Raw genomic sequence first — 24,353 nt, 5'->3', positions numbered from 1 at the left:
TCTAGGTGGGCCATCGAACTTCCTCCGCGTGGGCCTGGAAACGGCCTTGCATTCGATTCTGGTCGCCGTGGAAGAAGCCTGCACTCAGGCTGGCGTCACGCTCCGCGACATCACTGCTCTGGGGATCGGGCTTGGAGGGGTTGATCATCCCACTCATCACCGCCGGATGCGCGATGCCCTATATGCCGAGCTGGCCGCCCGATCGGGAGGGCCTGCCGTCTCTGCCGCATCCCCACGCTGGAGTGCGGAAAATGTCCTTCTCACAACGGATGCCGAGATTGCTCTGGCCGGGGCGACCGACTGTCAACCCGGGATCGTGATCATTTCGGGGACGGGCTCGATCGCTTACGGCATGAACAATCGCGGACAGCGCGCTCGATCGGGTGGATGGGGACCGACCTTTGGTGATGAAGGAAGCGGGTACGATATAGCCCGACGGGCGCTCCGAGCCGTCGTCTCGTCCTATGACGGACGGCTGCAGCCCACTCTGCTGACCGAGCGAATCTGTCGCCATTTCGGGATTGAAAGCCCGGCCGATCTGCCCCCGATCATCTACGGGAGCGAGAAAATAAATATCGCGTCGCTGACCGAACTCGTGATCGAGACAGCCCGCGACGGGGACGCAGTTGCTCGACAGATTCTGTGGGATGCGGCTGAGGAGCTGGCGCGCGCGGTTATCGCCGTCATTCGCCGACTGCGCATGCAACAGGATGAATTCCTCGTCTGCTATGTGGGCAGCGTTTTTCTCGCCAAGGAGCTGATTCTGGAGCCTCTTCGCGAGCGAATCCGGGCCGTTGCCCCCCGAGCGACGCTCGCTCCTCCGCTCTTTCCTCCAACCGTCGGTGCGATCAAGCTGGCCCTGCGCCGACTTCACCTTGTGCCCGAATCGGGGAACATCCACCAGTCGCTGACGCCAGTTCTCAAAACATCGTGATGGGCGCCGGTGGTGGGGGGCGTCACTGCTCTTTATGGGCTGGAGAATCACTGGCTATCGCGAATCATATCAGGGGCGGCTCCATATTGATGGGGTGGATGCGGTGGATCTGCTTCGTCGGTATGGCTCGCCGTTGTTCGTTTTTTCGGAAAAGCGCATTCGAGCGAACCTGGAGCGATTGCGACGGGCAGCTCTTTCCGTCCATCCTCGGGTCAAGATCTGCTTCGCGGCCAAGGCGAACTCGCTTCTGGGCATCCTCCGGGTGATTCGTGAAAGCGGCGCGGACATTGAAGTCAACAGTGGCGGTGAACTATTCAAAGCTCTCCGCGCCGGGTTTCGCCCGGAGCAAATCGTTTTCAACGGGGTCAGTAAGACTCCCGAGGAGTTGAGCGATGCGATCGTCTCCGGGATTTACGCCATCAACGTAGACTCCAGCTATGAGCTGGACCTGATCGAGGACCTCAGCCGGAGGCTCAACCGCCCGGCCAATATTGCGCTTCGCATCGTTCCCGAAATTGGGACCCGTTCCCATGCCGGACTCCAGACGGCTTTGCTCACATCGAAATTCGGCATGTCGCAGGCCCAAGCCGTGGAGTGTCTTCATCGCGCGCTGAAGAATCCCCGCGCGTTCAATCTCGTCGGACTCCACATTCACATCGGATCTCAGACCCCCGATCCGGAACCCTATATTCAGGCGTTCGAGCTGGTGTGGAGGGTTGCTCTCGCCCTCTATCGAGAAACCGGTCATCGGCTGCGCCATATCAATCTCGGAGGCGGGTTCCCCGTGCCGTATCTTCACAATTCACGGCTGGCCGAGATGCTGCCCGAAAAGGAGCGAACGTTGTTCACGGCGCGCCTCGATTTCGGCCAGGTCCTGCGGCAGGCCCTCGAGCGAGCCGCTACCATCGGGGACCATTTAGCAGGCGATCTTCTCGACCGGCTGGAGCTGGTATTCGAACCCGGCCGGAGCATCATCGCCGATGCCGGGACGTTACTGGCGACCATCTGTAACATTAAGACCCGACCCGAAACGGGGGATACCTGGTTGCTTCTCGACGCCGGCTACGAGCTGCTTCTGTCCATGAGCAATTACAAGTGGTATTACCACCTGGTGGCGGCTCACCGGGCTGACGACCCTCATACTACGGCGTATAAGGTCGCCGGTCCTCTCTGCGATGGTGGCGACGTCTACTTCGACATTGAAGGTCGAGGCCGATTGCCGGATTACCGATTCCTGCCGGAAGGATTGGCCGGGGGTGATCCACTCGCTGTTCTGGACGCGGGAGCCTATACGCTCGCTCAGGCGTCTCACTACAACGGGCGGCCTTTACCGGCCGTTGTGCTGGTCACCGAATCGGGCGAGTTGCAGCTCATTCGACGGCGCGAGAGTTATCAGGATCTTCTTTACGCGGAGGTCTAATTCACTCATGCGACTTCATCCCGCCGACATCGGAATCATTGTGCTCTATCTCGTGGGGACGGCATTGCTCGGTATCCTTCTCGCACGCGGCCAGCGCACGACCCGAGACTATTTCGTCAGCGGGCGGGAGGTTCCCTGGTGGGCTATTGCTCTGTCCATCGTGGCGACCGAGACGAGTACCGTGACCTTCATCAGCGTCCCGGGATACGCCTTCATGAAAGGCGCCAATGGCGAGGGGGGCGATTTCACCTTCATGCAATTGGTCTGCGGGTACATGGTGGGACGCATCCTGATCAGCGTCTTGTTCATCCCGCTTTTCTTTCGCGGCGAACTGCTGACGGTCTATCAGGTCCTGACAGTTCGATTCGGTGAAACGGTTCGCCGGGCGGCGGCGAGTTTATTTCTCATCACCCGGAGTCTGGCCGACGGTTTCCGTCTTTACGCCACAGGGATCGTCCTGGTGGCGCTCACCGGGTGGAGTGATCCCACGTCCATCCTGATCATCGGAGGCGTGACGATCCTCTATACCTATCTGGGCGGAATGAAGGCCGTCATCTGGACCGATGTCATTCAATTTTTCATCTACATCGCAGGTGCGATTGCGGCGGTCCTGATCATTGCCGACCGCGTTCCCGGTGGCTGGGCCGAGATCGTGCGCGTCGGGGAGCAGTTTGACAAATTCCGATTTTTCGATTTCACCTGGGACTTGAGTCGCAGTTACACGTTCTGGTCGGGACTGGTGGGGGGAGCATTCCTTACGACGGCGACGCACGGTACTGATCAGCTCATGGTTCAACGCTATTTATGCAGCCGGACGGCGCGACAGGCTATCGTTGCCTTATTAGCGAGCGGGGCGATCGTCTTCGCGCAGTTTCTTCTCTTCCTGCTGATCGGCGTCATGCTGTTTGTTTTCTACCAGCACTATCCCCCGGCAGTCCCCTTCGCCCGAAGTGATCACGTCTTTCCGACGTTCATCGTGAACGAGCTGCCGACGGGGTTGGTCGGATTGGTGATTGCGGCTGTTTTTGCGGCGGCGATGTCCACGCTTTCCAGCTCACTCAACTCCTCGGCGGCAACGGCGATGACCGATTGGTACCGTCCGTTGCGCCGTCGGGAGCATTCGGAAGCCCACGATCTCAAACTGTCACGGGCGATGACGCTCATCTGGGGACTCGTGCAGATCTCGGTGGGATTGGTTGCCCGTCATCTCTCTCAACGGGTGGTTGACGAGGTCCTCGGCATTGCCGCCTTCACCAATGGGGCAATCTTAGGGGTCTTCTTCCTCGGCACTCTCACAAGACGGGTGGATGAAAAAGCAGCGCTTGTGGGCATGGCGGTGGGAATTGGCCTGATGGTCTATGTGCGATTCTTCACTCATGTTGCCTGGCCCTGGTATGTTCTGGTCGGCTCGGTGACGACGTTTCTCGGCGGGTGTTTGATCTCCCTCGGGAGGGAGTTCAGCGCAGCTCGTCTGGCTGCCCTCAAAGCCAGCAAATCACAAGGAGTGTGAGGTGGCTATGATCGAACGATTCTCCGCACTCAAACCGATTACGTGTAAAACCTCTCGCTCTGGCCGAGCGGGCCGGTGGCTCGGATCTCTGCTCGTCATGCTCATGCTGCTCATGCTCATCGCCGTACCGGGGATTGCCCAGCGGGGTCGGCGACCGGCGTCGGTGACAGCTCCTCTGTCCGAACGCGAGAAACGATTCGTCAGGGATCTCATGAAGAAGATGCGCCTGGACGAGAAAGTGAGTCAGATGGTGATGATCTGGACGAATGCCCCGTTCATGAACGTTCAGAGCGAGCCCTTTCAAAAGCTCCGGCAGGCCGTTCTCGATAACAAGATCGGCGGGATCATTGTGGGGATCACCAACGTCTACGAAGCGGCGATTCACATCGCCCGTCTCCAGGAGCTGGCGCGGATTCCTTTGCTCGTCGCGGCGGATCTGGAAGCCGGTCCGGCCATGCGCATTCTGGAGGCCACATCCTTCCCCTTCAATATGGGCCTCGGGGCCACGGGGGATCCGTCACTGGCCTACGAACAGGGAAAGATTACCGCGCGCGAAGCACGGGCCCTGGGAATTAATATGATCTTCGCCCCGGTGGCCGACGTGAACAACAATCCGGCGAATCCGATCATCAACATTCGGTCTTATGGGGAAGATCCGGAGATGGTCGCACAATTCGTCGAAGCCTTTATTCGTGGAGCGCAGGAGAACGGCGTCCTGGCGACGGCTAAACATTTTCCCGGGCACGGCGACACGAGCGTAGATTCCCATCGGAGTTTGCCCGTGATTAACGTTCCCCGCCAGCGGCTGGAGGAGGTTGAGTTGGTTCCCTTCCGGCGGGCGATAGCCGCCGGGGTGGCCGCCATCATGTCGGCTCACATTGCGCTGCCGCAGATTGATCCCACCCCCGCCCCGCCGTTGATCCCCGAAGCGCCGCCGGATAAGATCCTTCCGACGGTATCCCCCATCGAGTACGAACGTGCAGGGACGCTTCCCGCCACCCTCTCGGAGCCGATTCTCACGGGATTGCTCCGTCGAGACCTCGGATTCAATGGCTTGATCGTTACCGATGCGATGGATATGGGGGGCATCGTCGCCCATTTTGAAGCAGGAGATGCCGCTGTGCGCGCCGTCCGGGCTGGAGCCGATATGATCCTCATGCCTCCCAATCCCGAGCGGGCTATTGCCGCTATTGTGGAGGCTGTGCAGAAAAAAGAGATCCCTGAGTCTCGAATTGATGCGTCGGTCGAGCGCATCCTCGCGGCTAAGGTGCGACTGGGACTGTTCACCGAACGGTTTGTTGACCTCGATGACATTGATACCATCGTGGCCGCACCCGACGCGGTCCGGACGGCGGAGGATGCCGCGGCACGATCTCTCACACTGCTTCGGGATTCGCGGCAGCTCATTCCTCTGGCTGACGCGAAGAACAAGCGCATCCTTCACCTGGCCGTTGTCGCCGAAGAAAATCGCAGTGCCGCCGGGCGAACATTGACAGCCGAGCTGGAGAAACGCGCTCCTCGAACGGAAATGTTTGTCGTTGATGCGCGCACCGGAAATGAGGAGATTCAAATGCTCCTGGATCGTGTCGCTCGGTTCGACGTGATTATCATGAGTCTTTTCGTGCGTCCCCAGTCCTATCGCGGCAGCATCGCGTTGCCGCCCCCGGGAGATCGCCTTCTGCGCGCGCTTTTGGCAAACAACCTCCCGCTCATCGTCGTGTCCTTCGGCAATCCCTATTTCCTGCTCACTTATCCCGATATCGGCACCTATTTGCTCGCATGGGGCGACTATCGGCTCTCGGTGCCCTCGCAGCGGGCTGTGGCCCGAGCCCTTTTGGGCGAAGCGCCGATCACAGGCAAGCTGCCGGTCACCTTTCCGGGTCTCTATCCCCGTGGCTTCGGAATAGAAGTTGGCGTGAAGGAGACCAAATAGGCGGGTGATGGGAGGGGATGTTGTTTCCGTCCTGGAGCACGGCAAAAATGAGACGAAGAATTAGATGGGTGACATCCACGACGTGAGACGTGAACGGGGTCATGCGGCTTACGACGGTTGACGCCATCATTATCGTTGCCTATTTCGCCCTCTCGTTGGCCATTGGACTGTACTACGCGCGACGAGCCGGACGAAGTGTGCACGAATATTTTCTCTCGGATCGTCGGTTGAGCTGGTGGCTCGTCGGGACTTCGATGGTGGCGACAACCTTTGCTGCCGACACGCCGCTGGCCGTGACCGAGATGGTCGCCCGACATGGCGTGGCGGGGAACTGGCTCTGGTGGAATTTTGTCATGAGCGGGATGCTCACGGTGTTCTTCTATGCCCGATTGTGGCGGCGGGCTCAGGTCATGACCGATGTCGAATTCATCGAGATTCGCTACGCCGGTAAACCGGCAGCGTTTTTGCGGGGCTTCCGGGCATTGTATCTGGGCGTCTTGGTCAATTGCATCATTATGGGCTGGGTCACGCTGGGTATGGCCAAAGTCATCGGCCTCACCCTCAACATCGGTAAGCTGGAAGCGGCATTTGTTTGCCTGGCGATCACAGCCGTTTATTCGGTGCTATCGGGACTGTGGGGAGTAGTGGTCACCGACGCCGTACAGTTCATCATCGCCATGGCGGGATCGGTCGCCCTGGCATGGTTCAGTCTGAAGGCCGTCGGGGGAATGGCGGGATTGATGGCGAAATTGCCCGAACATTATGGCTCACTCGATCATGCGCTCGCGATATGGCCCGGTCTGGACTCAGCCTGGCTGCCGGCCAGCACCCTGGCGGTCTATCTCGGTGTGCAGTGGTGGGCCTCATGGTACCCGGGAGCGGAACCCGGCGGTGGCGGCTACATCGCTCAGCGCATCTTCTCGGCAAAGAATGAAACCCACAGCGTCCTGGCGACACTGTGGTTCAACATCGCCCACTACACGCTGCGACCGTGGCCCTGGATCATCGTCGGTCTCAGTTCGGTTGTCCTCTACCCGCAGTTGCGCCAGAGCGATCCGGCTGCTGGATACGTGCAGGTGATGGTGGATTATTTGCCCCCGGCATGGCGAGGGGTGCTCCTGGCGTCGTTCGCAGCGGCCTACATGTCCACCATTTCTACTCATCTCAACTGGGGCACGTCCTACATCATCAACGACTTTTATCGTCGGTTTCTTCGCCCCTCAGCATCGGAGTCACATTATGTCAGGGTGTCCCGATGGGCGACGGCGGCTGTGGCGTTACTGTCAATCCTTGTGACGCTGAACATGCAGAAGATCACGGGGGCATGGGAGCTGCTGCTGGGCCTTGGTGCCGGGACCGGACTCGTCTACATCTTGCGGTGGTACTGGTGGCGGATCAATGCCTGGTCGGAAATCTCCGCGATGGTGACGGCACTGCTTGTGACCATCGGCGTGAAAGTTTTTCAGCCGTTTTTGCCATCTGATCCGCTCTATTTCGCCAAGACGATGGTCCTCACCGTGGCCCTCACGACCGTGGCCTGGATAACCGTGACTTTCCTCACCGCACCCGAGCCTCAGGCAAAACTCATCGAGTTCTATCGCCGGGTCCGGCCGGGCGGGCCTGGCTGGGAGCGGATTCGGCGGGACCTGGCCGAGCCGGCATCGAGCCGTCTCGCTCCGGAGTTCGCTCGCTGGGCGCTCGGTTGTGTGGTGATTTATTCCTTTCTCTTCGGACTCGGCTCGCTTGTCTTTGGCTCGACAGCCAGAGCACTCAGCGCCTTCGGCCTCGGGCTTCTGGCAAGCGGGCTCATTCTCTGGTCGCTCGCAGGACACCGTCAGACAGCGCTCACGGAAGCCGTCGGTGTCGGAGCTTCAGATCCAGAAAGAGAATAACGCAAGCAGCCAGGCGTGCGCTCGCGCGGGTATCCCCCGATTGTGGGCGAGCGCCTGAGAAGATACTAAGGAGGGACCTATGATGAGAAACCGCATCCTCACCGGATTGCTTGTCATTATGATGAGCATTTCCTCGGTCGGCCCGGTGATGGCTCAGGGAACAACCTCGCGTGTGGTCGGTGTCGTCACCGATCCCACAGGAGCCGTTGTTCCCGACGCCACCGTTACGCTGACCAATGAAGCGACCAAAGTCTCTTTCACTACCCGCACAACCGCAGCGGGAACATACGTCTTTGATTCGGTTCAGATCGGCACCTATACCATCACGGTGGAAAAGGAAGGATTCAAGAAGTTCGTCTCCTCGGGGAATCAGTTGACCATCGGCCAGCCGCTCACGGTGAACGCGACATTAGAGGTCGGGCAAATTGCCGATGTGGTGGAGGTGTCGGCCGCGGCGGAGCTGGTGCAGACGAGCACGTCAGGGAACTTCGGGAATCTCGTCGAGCAACGGGCGATTCTGAGTTTGCCCATCGTCGGAGTGCGCGGTCGGAACCCCCTGGATTTCGTCCTCTTCCAGCCGGGAGTTGTGTCCGGGGCAAATACCGGGGGCGGAGTACATGTTCATGGTGCGCGCGATCGGGCCTGGAACTTTACTCTCGATGGGATTGACATCAACGAGACGAGTGCCGGCGGTTCCAACTTCTCCCCTCTCCGGACCAATCCCGATTCTCTGGCGGAATTTCGCGTGCTGACGAGCAACTTCACGGCCGAGTTCGGGCGCAACAGCGGTGGTCAGGTGACGATGGTGACTCGTTCGGGGACGAATGAGTTTCACGGAACGCTCTTTTGGTTCTATCAAACGCCGCGGTTGCATGCCAACAGCTATACCAATAATCTCAATGCCTTGGGGAAACCGCAGTTCGTTCAGCACATCGCCGGCTACAGTGTCGGCGGGCCGATTGTCAAGAACAAGACCTTCTTCTTCACCAACCTCCAGGTGCTGCGCACGCGGGAAACGCAAGCGGTTACGAGCTTGGTCTACACCGAGCAAGCCCGCCGGGGAATCTTTCGGTACGTCCGGGGAGGTCGAAATCTTCCCGCCGGAGTCCCCGGCGCATCGGTAGATGCTCGGGGCAATGTCCTTCCGGGAGTGAACGTCGGCACCTATGACATTGCCGCCAACGATCCTCAAGGACTCGGCCTCGATCCACAAATCCAGAAGCTCATCGGATTGACGCCGCTGCCGAATAACTTCACCGTCGGCGACGGCCTCAACATCGCGGGCTTTTCCTGGACGCCGATTCAGCGTGAAGCGCAGGAGGATTTCGTCCTCAAGATTGATCACGTCTTCAACGAGCGCCACACGCTCTACGGGCGATGGGCGCACGGGCGACAGGACACCATCGGAGACTTCGTCAACGACGGATGGGCGCGATTCCCCAATACCCCGCGCGTCGTTGATACCAATCGCGATCCGCGTAATCTGGCGATCAACTGGCGGTGGAATCCGACGCCTCGGATCACCAATGAATTCGTCGTTGGCATGAATCGCTTCACGTTCAATTTCGCCAATCCGGATCCGAACTGGCGCACCAATCCACCTTTCACGCTCAATGACGTGACAACGCCGCTGTTCAACTATTTTGGGAACCTTCGGGCCCTCACCACCTACCAGCTCGTGGACAATTTCACCTACGTTCGGGGAGCGCACACCTTCAAGACAGGGATCAACTTCCGTTACCAGAGGCATATTGACAAGCGGGGCTCGGTCGCGGCCTTCAACATTCAACCGTCGGTTGACTTCAGCACCGGTGTCAACACGGTTGATCCGGTCGCGTTCAAGCTGCCCAGTGACATCAACACGACGTTCGACCGACCGGCTCTTCAGCGAACGATCAACAATCTGCTCGGGCGTGTCGGGAACATCACCCAGTCGTTTGTCGCCGTGGGAGATCAGTTTGCGCCTCCGGGAACGATTTTTGACTTCGATGCGCGCTATCCCGAGTACGATTTTTACTGGCAGGATACGTGGAAAGTGCGGCCCAATTTCACGTTCGACCTCGGCCTCCGGTGGGAGTTGAAGCTCTCTCCGCGTGATCCGCGCGATCGAATCTTCCGCCCGGATAAGCCGGTTGTTCTCGGAGCGGGAGCGAGTAACACGCTTCGGTGGGTTCGAGGTCCTCTCTTTGACAACGACGTGAATAATTTTGGTCCCTCCATTGGCTTTGCCTGGGATCCGTTTGGCACCGGCAAGACCTCCATTCGGGCGAACTATCGGTTGGCCTACGATCGAATCAACACGTTCGTCCTGTCATCGGTTATTTTCCAGAGCACGCCGGGGCTGACGCTCGGAGTGGTGAACCAGGAATTTGGCCAGCGGGGCGGCCGCATCCGGGACGGGATTCCCGTGCTCTCGCCTCCGCCGGGAGTGACGCCGGTGCAGTTGCGACAACCGGCTGCATTCTCCACCACGAGCATTCATGTGATGGATCCCAGTTGGCGTGTGCCGAAGACCAATATGTGGGGACTGAGCATCCAGCGCGAACTCCCCGGTCAGATGCTGCTGGAGTTGAACTACATCGGACGTCGAGGAGTGGGATTGTTTGGCGGCTACAATATCAATCAGGCGGAGATTTTCTCCAACGGCTTTCTCGAGGCCTTCAACATCGTTCGGGCAGGTGGTGAAAGTGACCTGATCAACCGGCTGCTCCAAAACGATTCGCGCCGTCGTCAGGGCGAGACCGGCTCGCAGATGGTGAGGCGGTTGTTCACCTCGACATTGCAATTGGGATCGGTGGCGGCGCTGGCGGCTTCGATTGCGACGCGCACCGAGGGGGGACGGCCGCTGGTCGAAATCAGTGGATTCAGCCCGTTCTTCTTCTTCCCCTTCCCACAGTTTGCCGGTGGGTTGAACGTGCTCGACAGTAACGACTTCTCCACCTACCATGCCTTCGAGGCTCAAATTCAACGTCGTCATCGCAGCGGGTTGAGTTATCAGTTCAGCTACACCTGGTCCAAGTCCCTCGATACGAGATCGTTCGATCCTACCTTCACCCGTGTGGCGACCGGGGCATTGCAGTCGGCATCGAGCACGCCCTTCGATATCCGCAACCGGCGGTTGAACTATGCGCGATCGGATTTTGATCGCCGTCATGCCTTCCAGGGCTACTGGGTCTGGGAGCTTCCCTTTGGCCGGGGACGGCGATGGGGCAATGACTGGCCCGGCGTCGTCGAGCGGATTCTCGGCGGATGGGAAACCAGCGGGATTATCATTTGGTATTCGGGCCGACCGTTCACGGTTTACTCCGGCGCCAATACCGTCAGCAATGTGGTTCAGTCTCCGGCAAGCTGCGATGGCTGCAAGCCCGACATGGGACGTCGCGTGATGGATCCCACAGCGGGCACGGAGTTCTACTTCGATCTGGCTCAGATCGGTACGGCCTTCGACTCTGCCAGAAATCGCCGGGGTATCTTCAGCGTTCCGCCGCCGGGTCAACTCGGCAACCTCGGTCGAAACTTCTTCGATCAGCCGGCCTTCTTCACCCTCGATATGACCATCGCCAAGCGGACGCGCATCACCGAGACGCACAACGTTGAATTCCGGCTGGAGATGCAGAACGCGCTCAACCATCCATCGTTCGGTCTGCCCAACAGTGCAATCATCACCAGCTCCCTTTTTGCTCGCATGCGGGGAGCGGTCGTCAGCGGTCCGCGTCGGATGCAGTTGGTGCTGAAGTACAACTTCTGATTTTGCACGGGAGGCCCGCAGGGCCTCCCGCTTGAATGAGCGAGCCAGTCGCCGACGCCCGCCGTGCGATTGCTTCGGAGGGGCGCGTGAGAGTCTGTTTGCTCCTCTTACTGTGTCTGGTGCTCCCGCAGATCCATGGGGCGCGTGTGCCTGCTAATTCTCCCGCCGAGGTGCGCGCCCTCTGGGTTGTCCGTACCACCTTGACATCGCCCGATACCATTAAACGAATGGTGACAACGGCCAGGGACGCCGGATTTAACACGCTTATTGTCCAAGTGCGCGGACGTGGCGACGCTTATTACCAATCCCGCTGGGAGCCACGGGCAAAGGACCTGGCCGAGCGGGATCCCGGGTTCGACCCGCTGGCTGTGACTCTTGTGGAAGCTCGCAAAGCCGGATTGAAAGTTCACGCGTGGGTCAACACTCTGCTTTTGGCTAACCTGGACGACCTCCCGACGATGCCCGATCATGTTTACCATAAACATCCCGATTGGCTCGCCGTACATCGGTCGGTGGCTGTCCCCCTATATCATCTCGATCCTTTTGATCCCCGGTACCGTCAGCGCCTCATTGAGGCCTGCAAACGAGATATGACGGAACTCGAAGGGCTCTATCTGTCGCCCGCTCACCCCGCCGTAAAGGAGCATCTTTACTCCATCTTCATGGACCTCATCGAACGCTATGACCTCGATGGAGTGCACTTCGATTATGTACGCCTGCCCAATCCGGCATTCGATTACAGCCGCGTGGCTCTCGATCGCTTTCGCAGGGAGATGGAGAAGCGCTTGACGGACCGCGAGCGCCAATTGCTCGCGCGTGTTGCTGTGACCGATCCGCTCGTCTACGTTAACACCTATCCCGATGAATGGCAGCAATTCTTGCGCGATCAGGTGACTGAGATTGTCGAACGCATCTATCACGGGGTGAAAGCACGAAAGCCTCATGTTCAGGTGAGCGCTGCCGTCTTCGCCAATGATCAAGATGCCTTCACCCGTCGGTTCCAGGACTGGGGACGCTGGTTGCGGATGGGGATTCTGGATATCGCCTGTCCCATGGCCTACACGCCCGATACGGAGACATTTCGCCAGCAAATCGCTGTGGCCAAAGCTCACGCGACGGGGCGCCAGATTTGGGCGGGCATCGGAGCCTATCGCATCCCGGTGGAAAGTGCCGTGGAAAAGATCAAAACCGCCCGGGCAATCGGCGTCGAGGGGATCGTCCTTTTTTCTTATGACAGCGCCGTTCGGATAAGCGAGGTCAATCCGAGCGGCGACTATCTCATGCGCATCAAAACGGCCGCTTTCGGGCCGGCGAAAAACTAAGGAGGACGACAAGCGATGGTAAGAAAAATATTGTTCGCTCTCGTCGCGGTCGTGATCGCGGCGACGGGTGCACGGGGAGGCACTTCTGTGCAGACGGTGACCGGTACATTGGAGGGAAGAGTCACCGATATGCGCGAGGCCGCCATCGCCGGCGCTACGATCACGGCCATCAATATGGATACGGGTCTGGAGAGAAAAACAGTGACGACAGGTGACGGATTTTACCGGATCCCCTATCTTCCGCTCGGGCGTTATCGGGTGTCAGCCGAGGCCCAGGGCTTTAAGATTGTCACCAAGGAGGGTGTGGAGGTTCGACTCAACGAAACCACGGTCGTCCCCTTCAGCCTCGAACCTGCACCTGTCCGCGAGGAAGTGACCGTCACGGTCACAGACATTCCCACCATTAACACAACGAGCGGAGAGATCAAGACCTCGTTCGATTCCCAGGTCATAACCGATCGTCCTCTGGCGACGCGAAATTTCCTGAGCCTCGCCGAAATCGTTCCCGGATTTCAAAGTAACATCTTTTCTGGTCAGAACAACCCCACGCTTTCAACCGGAAGCTCGATCAACTTTAACGGGACGGGCACGCGGGGAGCAACTTTCCAAACTGATGGGGTGAATAACGACGACTCCTCCGAGAATCAGAATCGCCAGGGCGTGAACATCAGCACGATCAAGCAATTTCAGATCCTCACCAACAACTTCTCGGCCGAGTTCGGGCGCGGCTACGGTGCTGTTGTGCTGGTGCAAACGAAATCAGGAACCAATGAGATTCACGGAGACGTCTACTGGTTCCACCAGAACAGCCGACTGAACGCCAATAGCTTCTTCAATAACGCTGCGGGGAGCCGTGTCAATCCGGTGACCGGGAAGTTCGGTCCTGTAGCTCCTGTGCCTCCCAGTCGCCGACATCAATACGGTTTCACAGCCGGTGGACCTCTGAAGAAAAATCGCATCTTCTGGTTCGGCAGCTTTGAGCAAACGCGTCTTGGCGGATCAATTACGCTCACGCGCGACATTCTTTTGCCCAATGAGCGTACACCCGATCCGTCGGTGACCGACCCCGCGGATCGCAAATGGATTCAGGATCAGATTAACCGATTCCCCAACGTTCTACCGAACAATCCGGCGAGCCCGCGCGCCTTCACGACCACTACTCTCTTTAGTTGGCCGGATGAGGACTACACCGGGCGTCTGGATTTCCGGCTGAGCGATCGCGATAATCTCGTCATCCGATACCAGTACACGCGCCAGAAACGGCAAACGGCCGACGTGATCATCGGCGAGCAAGCGTTCCAGAATCACAAACAGCAAAATCTCGGCCTCACCGAAACCCATATTTTCAGCCCCACGACGGTCGGGGAAGTACGTCTCGGCCTGGGATTGCGCACGACGCTGGTGAACATCGCTGCCGGCAATGACACTCCCGTTATCCGGTTCAGCGGGACGACGTTCCCCTCCATCATCGGGAATGCTGGAGCCTTTCCCATTCAGCGTTATCAAACTGACTGGCAGTTCGTGTACAACCTGACGACGCTTCGGGGCGATCGCCATAACCTCAAGTTCGGAACGGACATCCGACGGGGGCGACTCGATGATCTGGCCGATAACTTCTCGCGAGGATTTTGGACCTTTGCGACCTTTGGCGGATTCAATGCCTACCAGAATTTTCTGCGCGGATTCGTGAGCACCTTCACGAAAGGGTATGGCGAATTCTTCCTGGAGAATCGGCTGCTCGAGGGCAACTACTACGTTCAAGATGACATTCGCGTGACGCCTCGATTTATCCTGAACCTTGGCTTCCGTCACGAGATCGTGGCCGCACCAAAAGAAATTCGAGACCGAATCTCCTACGGGTATGGAACCGATGCCGACAACGTCGAGCCCCGCGTGGGATTTGCCTGGAGCCCGACGGTCGAACGCGGCTGGCTGGCGCGGGTCATTGGAGCCCCGGGCAATTTTGTGATTCGCGGCGGCTACGGGATATTTCATGGCCGGCAGTTCCAATCCATCTTCGCCCAGGGCGGCGCCGGAATTCGTTTCAATCCTCCACGAGCGGCACTGCTGAGCTTCTTTAACTCGTCGCGTGTGTCCGATCCGACGGGAGGTTTTGTCTTCACGCCCGGTCCCCCAACGGCCCGCGTGTCGGTGACGTTTGCCGATCCCAACCTGCAATTACCTTACACCCAGCAGTGGAACCTCACCCTGGAGCGACAATTCCCCTGGCAAGTCGCTGTGAGCGTGAGCTATAACGGGAATCGCGGAATTGGATTTCCCTTTTACGACTGGAGTAATCGGGCTGAGTTTCCCGCCTGTGCGCCCAACCATCCCTTTGTCACTGAGCGGTTCCGTGGAGTCTGTTTCGACAAGATTGACCCGAACCTGAATAACTCCAATCCGGCGCCCGGATTCATCTCCCGCGTGCAGCCACGAATCAACGAGCGAAGGCCCGATCCCCGCTACTCCAACGTGCTAACGGTGACCAATGCCTCCTGGAGTTACTATCACGGCTTACAGCTTCGCGTGGACAAGCGACTGAGTAGCGGCTTGTCGTTCAATATCGCCTGGACCTGGAGTAAAGCGATTGATACGGGCTCAGAAGCCACCTTCTCCGGTTTGGACGCAAACGCAGCCACATCAAAGGTCAACGCCGCCCGTAGCCTCCGCGCCGTCAGCGCCTTCGATACTCCCCATCGCCTTACGATCAACTACAGCTACTACCTTCCCTTCTTCAAGAACCTGAAGGGAGTGCTCGGCCATCTTCTGAGTGGTTGGCAAATTGCCGGCACGACGACGTTCGCCTCGGGGAATCCCTTCACCGTGTTCATCGGGTACGACTTTAACGCTGACGGGATCGGATTCGACCGTCCGCACGTTGTTGACGCAAGGGTTCTGGGACGGAGTGTGGATAATCCGCGACCTGATCCGAGCAATCCTTCCCGGCAGATTGCACAGGCTCAACTTCCCGCCTCGGCTTTCTTCCCCAATGCGAATGTCCCGACGGACCAGTGGCCGTTCGCACCCGGATTGGCGAATGTCGGTAACCTGGGCCGCAATACATTCCGTGCCGATGGGACCAATAACTGGGACTTCGGGCTCTATAAGAACTTTAAGGTGACCGAGACACACAGCGTCTCGTTCCGGGCCGAGTTCTATAACGTGTTCAACCACCCGACCTTCAGTGCTCCCGTCCAGACGGTGACCGCGACGACATTCGGGCGGATTACAAGCCAGCGGAACTCGCCGCGGTTTCTCCAGTTCGCCTTCCGCTACATCTTCTGATTTTCCCCTGCTGGGGCGCAGAGGACGCGAAGTCTCAGGAAGAGTCAGGACTTCGGCGGGCTTTGCGCCCTGGCGGAGTGGACTCGCCCTGGGGAGTATACCGCGTGGATTCGGACGGGGTTATGGGTAGGGAAGGAAGAGTTCTCGTGTCCGGTGTTGTTGATTTTGGACCAATATGAGGCGCTGGCGGTTTGTACCGAAGGCAGCAGAACGGGCGGCGGTGAAAAGTCCTTTCAAAAGTGGAGTCGCTCATTCTCGCCTGTGCCCGTGAGCCTCAACCAACCCCAGGTAAGGGCTCTTCCCGGTGATTGTCAACCGAGTGCTGTTGGTCACACGCGAAAAACCTTTTGGGAGCAAATCCGGGAGAGTTGATGGCTCCTTCCCTTGTTACGCCTCTGGCTGGCCGGTATACTTGCGCCCGATGAGGGTAGTGAAAACTTTTTCGCTGGCGCCGGGCGAGCGGGACATGGTTCGTTCGGTCATACGGGAGGCACTCGCCGAGGAGCAAGCCGTCGTCTTTGCCTATCTCTATGGGTCTTTTATTGCTTCGGGAGGGTTCAATGATATTGATGTTGCCCTCTGGGTGGATGAGGCGCAGATGGAGGATGAGGGCGAACGGTTTGAGTATCAACTGGACCTTACTGTCCGCATTGAGCGCTACGTGCGTCCGTTCCCCGTTGACCTCGTGTTACTCAACGCGGCGCCGCTTCCGTTGCGATTCCGAGTCGTGAGCGAGGGCGAATTCCTCGTCTCCAAAGTCGAAGCGAAACGGATCGAATTCGAGGAACGCACGCGGATGCTCTCTTTCGATTTTCTCCCCCATCTGGACGTTTACTACGAGAAGATCGTGCCGGGGAGATGATGCGGTGAACCCTGTTGATAAAGTAAAGATCGGGGAGCTGTTTGTAGAGTTTAGGAAGGCCCGAGAGATCTTGGAGGAGTTAAAGGAGACGACGGTCGAAAAGGTGGTGTCGCATTTTGAGAAACATGGCGCGGCTAAATATTTCCTCATCGTGGCCGTCGAAGCGGCAATAGACATCTATAGCCACGTCACAAGCGCGGCTAGGCCAGCCAAAGGATTACGCAGACATCTTTCGCATCATGGGCGACGCGGGAACTTTCCCGATGAGTTAGTCAGGGAGTTAGAGAAGGTGGCGAAGCTGCGAAATCTGCTCGTTCATCTGTATGGACGTCTCGACGATCGGAAGGTTTACGATATCCTCCAGACCTGGCTGGATGACCTTGATCGGTTCGAATCGTGTGTTCAACGCTATTTAGGGATGGTGCCTTATAAGGTCTGCTGAGTATCGCGGGTAGATTCGATTTATTCGACGATGCAGTGGTAGGAAGAGCTTGTAGGTCATGATAATCCCATCTCTGAGGGGGAGGTCTATGAGAGAGCGAAAAATGTTCAATCGGCTCCTGGCAGTATTACTTCTCTTCTGCACCGGTTTTGTACCCGGACAAGGCCCGAAATACGATGTGGTGATTAAGAACGGCCGGATCGTGGATGGAAGCGGTAACCCCTGGTTTCCTGCCGACGTTGCCGTGAAGGATGGGAAGATTGCTGCTCTCGGATGGATTGATCCGGCTGATGGCGGGCGGGTCATTGATGCGCAGAACATGATCGTTGCTCCCGGATTCATTGACGTGCACGCTCACGTTGAAGGGGGAATCCTCCGAAACCCCGCGGCCGAGAATTTCCTGCGGATGGGAGTCACGACTGTTGTCACTGGGAACTGTGGGGGATCATGGTTGCCCTTGGGTGAGGCGTTTCGCTCGCTGGAAACGACGGGCATTTCCCTCAATTTAGCCAGCCTCATCGGGCACAACACGGTCCGCCGCGCTGTGATGCAGGATGAAGCACGGGAACCGACTCCCGAGGAGCTGGAGCGTATGAAGCAGCTCGTGGATCAAGCCATGCGGGAGGGCGCTGTCGGACTTTCCACCGGTCTCATTTACATTCCAGGAACCTTTGCCAAAACCGATGAGATCATCGAGCTGGCGAAGGTAGTCGCCCGCTATCATGGCGTGTACGCCAGCCACATCCGCAATGAGGAAAACGAGGTCGTTCAGGCCATCACCGAAGCCATCACTGTGGGGGAAAAGGCGGGCCTGCCGGTGGAAATCTCCCACTTCAAAATTTCCAGTAAAAAGCTCTGGGGTCAAAGCCCCATGACTACAGGATTGGTCCGTCAGGCCCGCGAGCGCGGATTGGCTGTGACCGTTGATCAGTACGCTTATCCCGCGTCGAGTACGGGACTGGATGTTCTCATCCCAAGTTGGGTTCATGATGGTGGGCGGGCTAAGGCCGTTGAGCGATTACGTGACCCTCAGATGCGGCGCAAGATCATTGGGGAGATGATTGCTGATATTCGCAGCATGGGCTTCAAGGATTTCTCCTACGCTTACGTGGCGAACTATCGCCCGGAACCCCGATTCAACGGTAAGAACATCGCCCAGATCACAGCGGAGGTGCGCAAAAAGAGCACGCCCGAACAACAGGCCGAACAGATCATTGAGATGTTTTTGGCCAGCGACAGCCGCGTTCAGATGGTCTATCACAAGATGAACGAACGCGATGTGGAACAGATTATGCAGCAGCCGTTCACCATGATTGCATCGGATGCGGGAGTGCTGGAGTTCGGTCAGGGAGTGCCGCATCCGCGAGGTTACGGTAACAATGCGCGCGTGCTTGGTCGGTATGTGCGGGAGAAACGATTGCTCCCGCTGGAGGACGCAATCCGCAAAATGACTTCGCTTCCGGCGCAGACCTTTAAACTGTGGGATCGGGGCCTGATTCGCCCCGGGATGGCTGCCGACCTTGTCATTTTCGACGAGAAAAAGATCATTGATCGAGCGACGTTCGATAACCCCCACCAATATGCAGATGGGATTCGTTATGTTCTCGTCAACGGCCAGGTGGTCATCAACGACGGCGTTCACACGGGAGTGCGGCCAGGGCGAGTCCTCTATGGGCCCGGGAAATCCAGCTCCCCGGGTGGATGAGACCGGTTCAAACGGTTCATGGTGGGATGAGTAGGTGTTATGCCATTGAGTCGAGGGCGTAAGGGTCTCGTCAGACTGCACCAACCGTGAAAATTCTTCGGCCGCTATTTGGGGTTTGAGCGTGGGTCAAGATGTGACGGAAGGCGAACGGGCGGCATCAGGGGGTGCGGTCGCACCGACTCCCTAGTCCGCGAAGAGGGGCCGCACGGCGTTTGTCAGCATGCGATGGGCGCTAAGCGGGTGGTCCGGGGTGTTGCAAAAGAGGTAACGACGACTTTCCGGTCAAGATAGCAGGGCCATCTATCAGATCTAATGCCGTGTGGGTGTGGTCCCTATACTAGAACGGTTGGACGAGGGAGGTAACATCATAGGTTAGCTTTGTTGGCCATCAGATTTTGCCCACATAGGAACAGGTGTTTCTTTTCTCCACGCCGTCTCTCAGGCTGCACCTGCCCATCATCCCGTGCCTTTATTGGACCCGGCCGAGGACCTATGGCTGGAGGCCCTGGCTCTTGGAGGGAAGGGCCTCATTTAGGGAAGGATTGCACGTTCTCTCTCCGCTGATTTTCCAGAAGAAAATACGGCGACTGCCGTATTGCTGGCACTCCTGAGTGAGTTCATAATTTGGGTGTAGAAGTCTCGGTCGCCCATACAAGCGGTTGGGTGGATGCGACAGAACGGCGAGAAGGGGTGGACGGTATGGAGGAGGACGTGGATAACAGTGGAAGACTGACTCATACCGCTGGACCGTACTCCGTGCAAACGACGGCAGCGCCCGTTCGCTTTACCCCGGATCATGGCAACGGCAAGGGCAAGCTCATTCTGGTGGCTGATGATGAGCTGGTACTTCTCCGCTTGACTCAGCGGATCCTTCACCTCAATGGCTTCCGCGTGCTGGAAGCACGGAATGGACAGGAAGCCGTTGATCTTTACAGGCAACACCAGGCTGAGATTGATCTTGTCATCCTTGACGCCATGATGCCCGGGCTCAGCGGCCTGGAGGCCTGCCAGCACATCCGACGCGTCAACCCCGAGGCAAAGATCATCCTCTCGACAGGGTATACCGAAGGCGACGACGTCTACAACAAGATTATGACCCTCTCCCGCGTACACTTCGTGCAGAAGCCATACTCGGCGCAGCAGCTCGTTGCCCTCGTTCGCGAGGTTCTCGATCATTGATCGGTCAGGTCAGGCATAATAAACCAACCCAATAGAGTGACCGGATTCTTAACGCACTGGACTTTTGAATCCGACTGTGTTTACCATCTAGCCGGGAATGTACTCCAGCGGAACGGGGAGGCATCAGTGAATGCCAAACGGATATTGGTTGTTGATGATTCCCCAATTGAGCTGAGGCTGACGTCCCGGTTGTTAGCGCAAGCCGGATACGAGACGGTGACGGCTCTTACGGGGGAACAAGCATTGAGATTCGCCCTGGAGGTTCGAGTTGATGGGATTTTGCTTGATATTCACATGCCGGGGATGGACGGATTTGAGGTCTGCCGATTGCTCAAGGAGAATCCGACGACGGCTCGATTACCGGTGATTCTTTACAGTGTGCGGGATCAGGTAACTGACGTGCTCCAGGGCGAAGAAGTGGGTGCAGATGACTTCGTTGCCAAAAGTGCAGGGAAGGAGCGTCTGCTGCGCTCTCTGGAGCATCTCCTGGGGCGATGTGAGGATTCCGAACTGCCGGGCTCGCGCTTCGATTTCAGTTCGCTGGAGCCGGTTGCCGCTCGGCTTGCACCCGATGTGCTTGCCCGAACAATCTCCCGCGAATTTGCGCGTACAGTCCGACCCATTCTGGAAGAAGTTCTCGATGCGCCATCAGCCGAGCAGCTCCTGAATCTGGCCATCAAGAAGGTAGCAAATCGGTTTTCGTTCTTCGGCGAGTCGGCGTCATCTTATCCTTTTGTCGAGGAGCGACTGGGTAATGTTTCGGTGAGTGAAATTCTTGAGGGTTTTGGCAGACTCGCCGATGCCATTGATGCTCTTATGGCGAAGGTGGCAGCGGCCGGTGTCTATACGGCTGGCCATCTGAGAGCGGTTACGCCGACACATGCCGATGAGGTCAGGAGCGCACTCGGAACCCTTATACAGAGGGTGTGCGACGTTATCCTTGAACAGTCGCGAGGGGAGGAACCCGACAGCAGGATCGCTGCTCCAGGACCGTCGGAGGCCGATCGCGCTATGGCGGAAGTGGCTGCCCGGACGTCTGGGGCATCGCGGACTTTCGTTATTCATCTGGACGGTGATGGGCTGATCGTCAACAGTGATGCGACGGTACTGGAAATTCTCGGCTACGACCAGATGACGCTACTAGGGAGTTATTTTCAGATGATTGTGGACGAGTCTTCTCATGATGACCTGGCCTCTCTTCTTGCGTCGGTGAAGGCGACGGGACACGGCGAGGGGACGTTGGTCTTTAAGAAGCACAATGGGGACCGGCTGTCAGGCCGCATCAGCCTGGCCGCTCTTTACGACCCGCTCGGGCAGTTTGTCATGGCCCGGGGACGGATCGCACTCGGAATCAGCGAATCAGGTGCTGTCGGGGGACTTTAGTCTGTGTTTTGGAAACGGTCGGCCAGATCAGAAGAAATTTCCCGTTTGGAAAGGGGGGTGACAGCAGTGCCGAAGAGAAAAATCTTGATCGTGGATGATTCACCGGTTGAGCTTAAGCTCACCACCAAGATTCTCACGCAAGCCGGTTACGAAACGGCCGTTGCTACTAGCGGTCCCCAGGCTCTTCGTATTGCGCGGGAGAATCGGCCTGACCTGGTGATCCTGGATGTAAACATGCCCCAGATGGATGGTTACGAGGTCTGCCAGGAACTTAAGGCTGATCCGGCGACCCGCGACATTCCGGTGATCCTGTACAGTGTGCGCGACCAGGTGATTGATGTGCTGAAGGGACTGGAAGTCGGTGCCGAGGATTTCATCACCAAGGGAACCTGGAAGGAAGAAGTTTTGGACCGGCTGCGGGGAATATTTCCTGAGGAAGGGGTGAAAGAGCGCGTGACAATGCCCATTGATCTCAACGATCTCGACAAGGCCGCTGGGTATCCCGATGCCGAACGCATCGGGCGACTTCTGGCCGAGATGTTTAATCGTGAAGTACGTCAGAGGATCAACCTCCTTTTTGGCGTGCGACCTACGTATATGCTGATCGAACGCGCTGCCAGGCGGGCGGCAGAAAAGTACGAGATCTTCGCGCCCACGGCGCAAGCGACGAGTGACGTTTACCCCTTTCGCCAGGACGCCCTTCGACAGACATCTACGGATGTCGTCCTGGCCGGCTTCAAGGAGTTTGTCGCCGAACTGCTGCGGGCTCTGAGCAAGCTGTCGGGGACACGCATCTACGGACCGCGTGAAGTGAGTGACGTCACCGGCGCGTTCAAGCAGATGGTTCGCCGGTTCTCCGAAGCCTATAGCGAGCTGGAACGGGCCTGGCTCCAGGAGCTCGAGCGGCAGAAGGGAGAAAAAGCAAGCGAAGCGACAGTCGCTGCGCCCGAGACCGAAGTGGTGTTTCATGTGGTCGTTGACGAGAACGGTCTGATTCTGAACTGCGATGAGTCCGGGGCTCAGGTTCTCGGCCTGAGCAGGGCGGAGCTGATCGGCCAGCCGCTAGCGAATCTGGTGGCTGAGTCCTCTCAGCACACGGTGGCTGAATTATTCGGTCAGGTGAAAAGTCGCGGCCGTGCTGCCGCCGATGTGGATCTTCGCACCGGGAGTCACACGGCACTTGCCTGCCATCTGGATGCGACCGGTCTTTATGATACGAGCGGGGCCTTTGCCATGTCCCGAATCACGGTTCGGGTTAGCCCTCCTGATGATCAGCTCCGTCGGCGCATCGGTCAATACGAAACCCTGATCGCCAGTTTGCAGCAGCAACTCGCTCATGCCCAGGCCGAGGTGAAACGCGCGGAAGAAGAATTCGAGTCGTTCATCCATATCGTGTCGCATGATCTTCGGCAACCGCTTCAGGTCATCATGAATCTCGCTCAGTTGATGGAAGAGGAGTGTGCCGCCGATCTCAACGAGACGGGCCGCGAGTACCTGGCGACGATGCAACAATTCGTCGGACGGCTGCGCGATATGATCACTGACCTGGTGAAACTTTCGCGCACGACAGTTCGCTCGCTCCAGTATGAGACGGTTGATCTCAATCACCTGGTCGAGGAGATCCGCGAGAGTCTTCGAGAGATGCTCGAGGCGCGGCAGGTCATTTTCACCGTGTCGGGTCCACTTCCTACCGTTCGCTGTGATCCGGCCGGCATGCGCCTGGTCTTTATGAACCTCATTGACAATGCCGTTAAGTTCAATGATAAGCCCCAGCCGATGGTGGAAGTCGGGCTTGTTCCCGAGGATCCAAGATTCCATACCTTCTACGTACGAGATAACGGCCTGGGGATTGATCCCAAAAACTTCGAGAAGATTTTCCAGATCTTTCAACGATTGCACGACGACGAGCGATATGCCGGACGAGGCGTTGGCCTCACCTTCTGTCGGCGCATTATCGAGGCTCATGGCGGCCGCATCTGGGTAGAATCCAATCTGGGAGCCGGAAGTACGTTCTATTTTACACTTCCCGTCTGAAACTCCTCCGCTGGGCTTTGGGGACTTCCTGCCCTTTGATCTTCTAAGCCGGGGTTAGAACCGGAGCCTCCCTTGGAGCGTCGCGGGGCTCGATGACGCCAGCTATTCGTTCGGGGAGTCAACCTCTAACCGCGATACCGTGCGCCCTTGCCGGTCAACGTCGAGGATGAGAGCGCGTGCGGTCGTCTCGTTCTTTTCGAAGCAGGCGACAATCTCCTGACCGATTCTCTGAAAGTTGCTCGACGCCAGCGCGATAATTGTCGGTCCGGCTCCGCTCAAGGCGATCCCCACCAGCCCATCGAGATCACGAATCTGCAACGCTTCGCTCAGACCGGGGACAAGGCTCTGCCGATAGGGTTGATGAACGCGATCTTTCATGGCTTCGCGCACGAGATCGTAACGTCGTCCCGTCAATGCCGGCCAAAGCAAGACGGCCCGCTGGAGATTGAACACCACATCCTTGAGGGGAATCTCCGAGGGAAGGATGCTTCGGGCTGTCTCTGTGCTCAATCGAAACGAAGGAACGACGGCGATGACCTTGAGTTCGCGGGGCCAGTCCGACTGAATGTATTTGATCTTGCCCTCCTCGGTCAGACACGTCAGGACAAGCGAGCCCATCACCGAGGGGGTCACATTATCGGCGTGGCCTTCGAGTTCGTAGGCATAGTGGAGAACTTTCTCCTCCCCCAGCGTGCGCCCGGTAA

The 24,353-nt window shown here is 57.9% G+C and carries 15 protein-coding genes; 14 read left to right on the top strand and 1 reads right to left on the bottom strand.

The window, feature by feature from the left end:
- From VNM72_01245 to VNM72_01180, 14 genes are all read left to right on the top strand, one after another.
- A partial coding sequence (locus VNM72_01245; GenBank protein HXF04025.1) for a BadF/BadG/BcrA/BcrD ATPase family protein occupies nt 1-934 on the top strand: 934 nt, incomplete at its 5' end.
- Between the two features lie 34 nt (nt 935-968).
- Nucleotides 969-2,354 (top strand): diaminopimelate decarboxylase, encoded by a 1,386-nt coding sequence (gene lysA / locus VNM72_01240; protein HXF04024.1) that lies wholly within the window; start codon nt 969-971, stop codon nt 2,352-2,354.
- A gap of 7 nt (nt 2,355-2,361) precedes the next feature.
- Nucleotides 2,362-3,864 carry a sodium:solute symporter gene (locus VNM72_01235; GenBank protein ID HXF04023.1) on the top strand — a complete coding sequence of 501 codons (1,503 nt, stop codon included), beginning with the start codon at nt 2,362-2,364 and terminating at the stop codon, nt 3,862-3,864.
- Nucleotides 3,865-3,871: 7 nt separating this feature from the next.
- Nucleotides 3,872-5,797, top strand: a complete 1,926-nt coding sequence (locus VNM72_01230; protein ID HXF04022.1) for a glycoside hydrolase family 3 N-terminal domain-containing protein — start codon at nt 3,872-3,874, stop codon at nt 5,795-5,797.
- Nucleotides 5,798-5,898: 101 nt separating this feature from the next.
- Entirely contained in the window at nt 5,899-7,689 is a 1,791-nt protein-coding gene (locus VNM72_01225; GenBank protein ID HXF04021.1) for a sodium:solute symporter family protein, read from the top strand.
- A gap of 79 nt (nt 7,690-7,768) precedes the next feature.
- Entirely contained in the window at nt 7,769-11,437 is a 3,669-nt protein-coding gene (locus VNM72_01220) for a TonB-dependent receptor (GenBank protein ID HXF04020.1), read from the top strand.
- Between the two features lie 35 nt (nt 11,438-11,472).
- Nucleotides 11,473-12,759 (top strand): family 10 glycosylhydrolase, encoded by a 1,287-nt coding sequence (locus VNM72_01215; GenBank protein HXF04019.1) that lies wholly within the window; start codon nt 11,473-11,475, stop codon nt 12,757-12,759.
- A 15-nt stretch (nt 12,760-12,774) separates the two neighbouring features.
- Entirely contained in the window at nt 12,775-16,044 is a 3,270-nt protein-coding gene (locus VNM72_01210) for a carboxypeptidase regulatory-like domain-containing protein (GenBank protein ID HXF04018.1), read from the top strand.
- Between the two features lie 430 nt (nt 16,045-16,474).
- Entirely contained in the window at nt 16,475-16,906 is a 432-nt protein-coding gene (locus VNM72_01205) for a nucleotidyltransferase domain-containing protein (protein ID HXF04017.1), read from the top strand.
- Nucleotides 16,907-16,910: 4 nt separating this feature from the next.
- On the top strand, nt 16,911-17,348 hold the full coding sequence (locus tag VNM72_01200; GenBank protein HXF04016.1) for a HepT-like ribonuclease domain-containing protein: 438 nt from the start codon (nt 16,911-16,913) through the stop codon (nt 17,346-17,348).
- An 88-nt stretch (nt 17,349-17,436) separates the two neighbouring features.
- Nucleotides 17,437-19,053: a D-aminoacylase gene (locus tag VNM72_01195; protein ID HXF04015.1), complete on the top strand. Its 1,617-nt coding sequence runs from the start codon at nt 17,437-17,439 to the stop codon at nt 19,051-19,053.
- 624 nt (nt 19,054-19,677) lie between these two features.
- A complete protein-coding gene (locus VNM72_01190) occupies nt 19,678-20,232 on the top strand; it encodes a response regulator (GenBank protein HXF04014.1) in 555 nt (184 codons plus the stop codon).
- Nucleotides 20,233-20,358: 126 nt separating this feature from the next.
- Nucleotides 20,359-21,615 (top strand): response regulator, encoded by a 1,257-nt coding sequence (locus VNM72_01185; protein HXF04013.1) that lies wholly within the window; start codon nt 20,359-20,361, stop codon nt 21,613-21,615.
- 66 nt (nt 21,616-21,681) lie between these two features.
- Nucleotides 21,682-23,649, top strand: coding sequence for a response regulator (locus VNM72_01180; protein ID HXF04012.1), 1,968 nt, complete (start codon nt 21,682-21,684; stop codon nt 23,647-23,649).
- Nucleotides 23,650-23,751: 102 nt separating this feature from the next.
- Here VNM72_01180 and thrB read toward each other — a convergent pair.
- Nucleotides 23,752-24,353 (bottom strand): homoserine kinase (gene thrB / locus VNM72_01175; protein HXF04011.1); only part of this gene is annotated, 602 nt, incomplete at its 5' end.

Source organism: Blastocatellia bacterium, from assembly GCA_035573895.1.
In the GTDB taxonomy this organism is placed as follows: domain Bacteria; phylum Acidobacteriota; class Blastocatellia; order HR10; family HR10; genus DATLZR01.
Note: the sequence above shows the minus strand (reverse complement) of the source record. Positions and strands in the feature narration are given on the sequence as shown.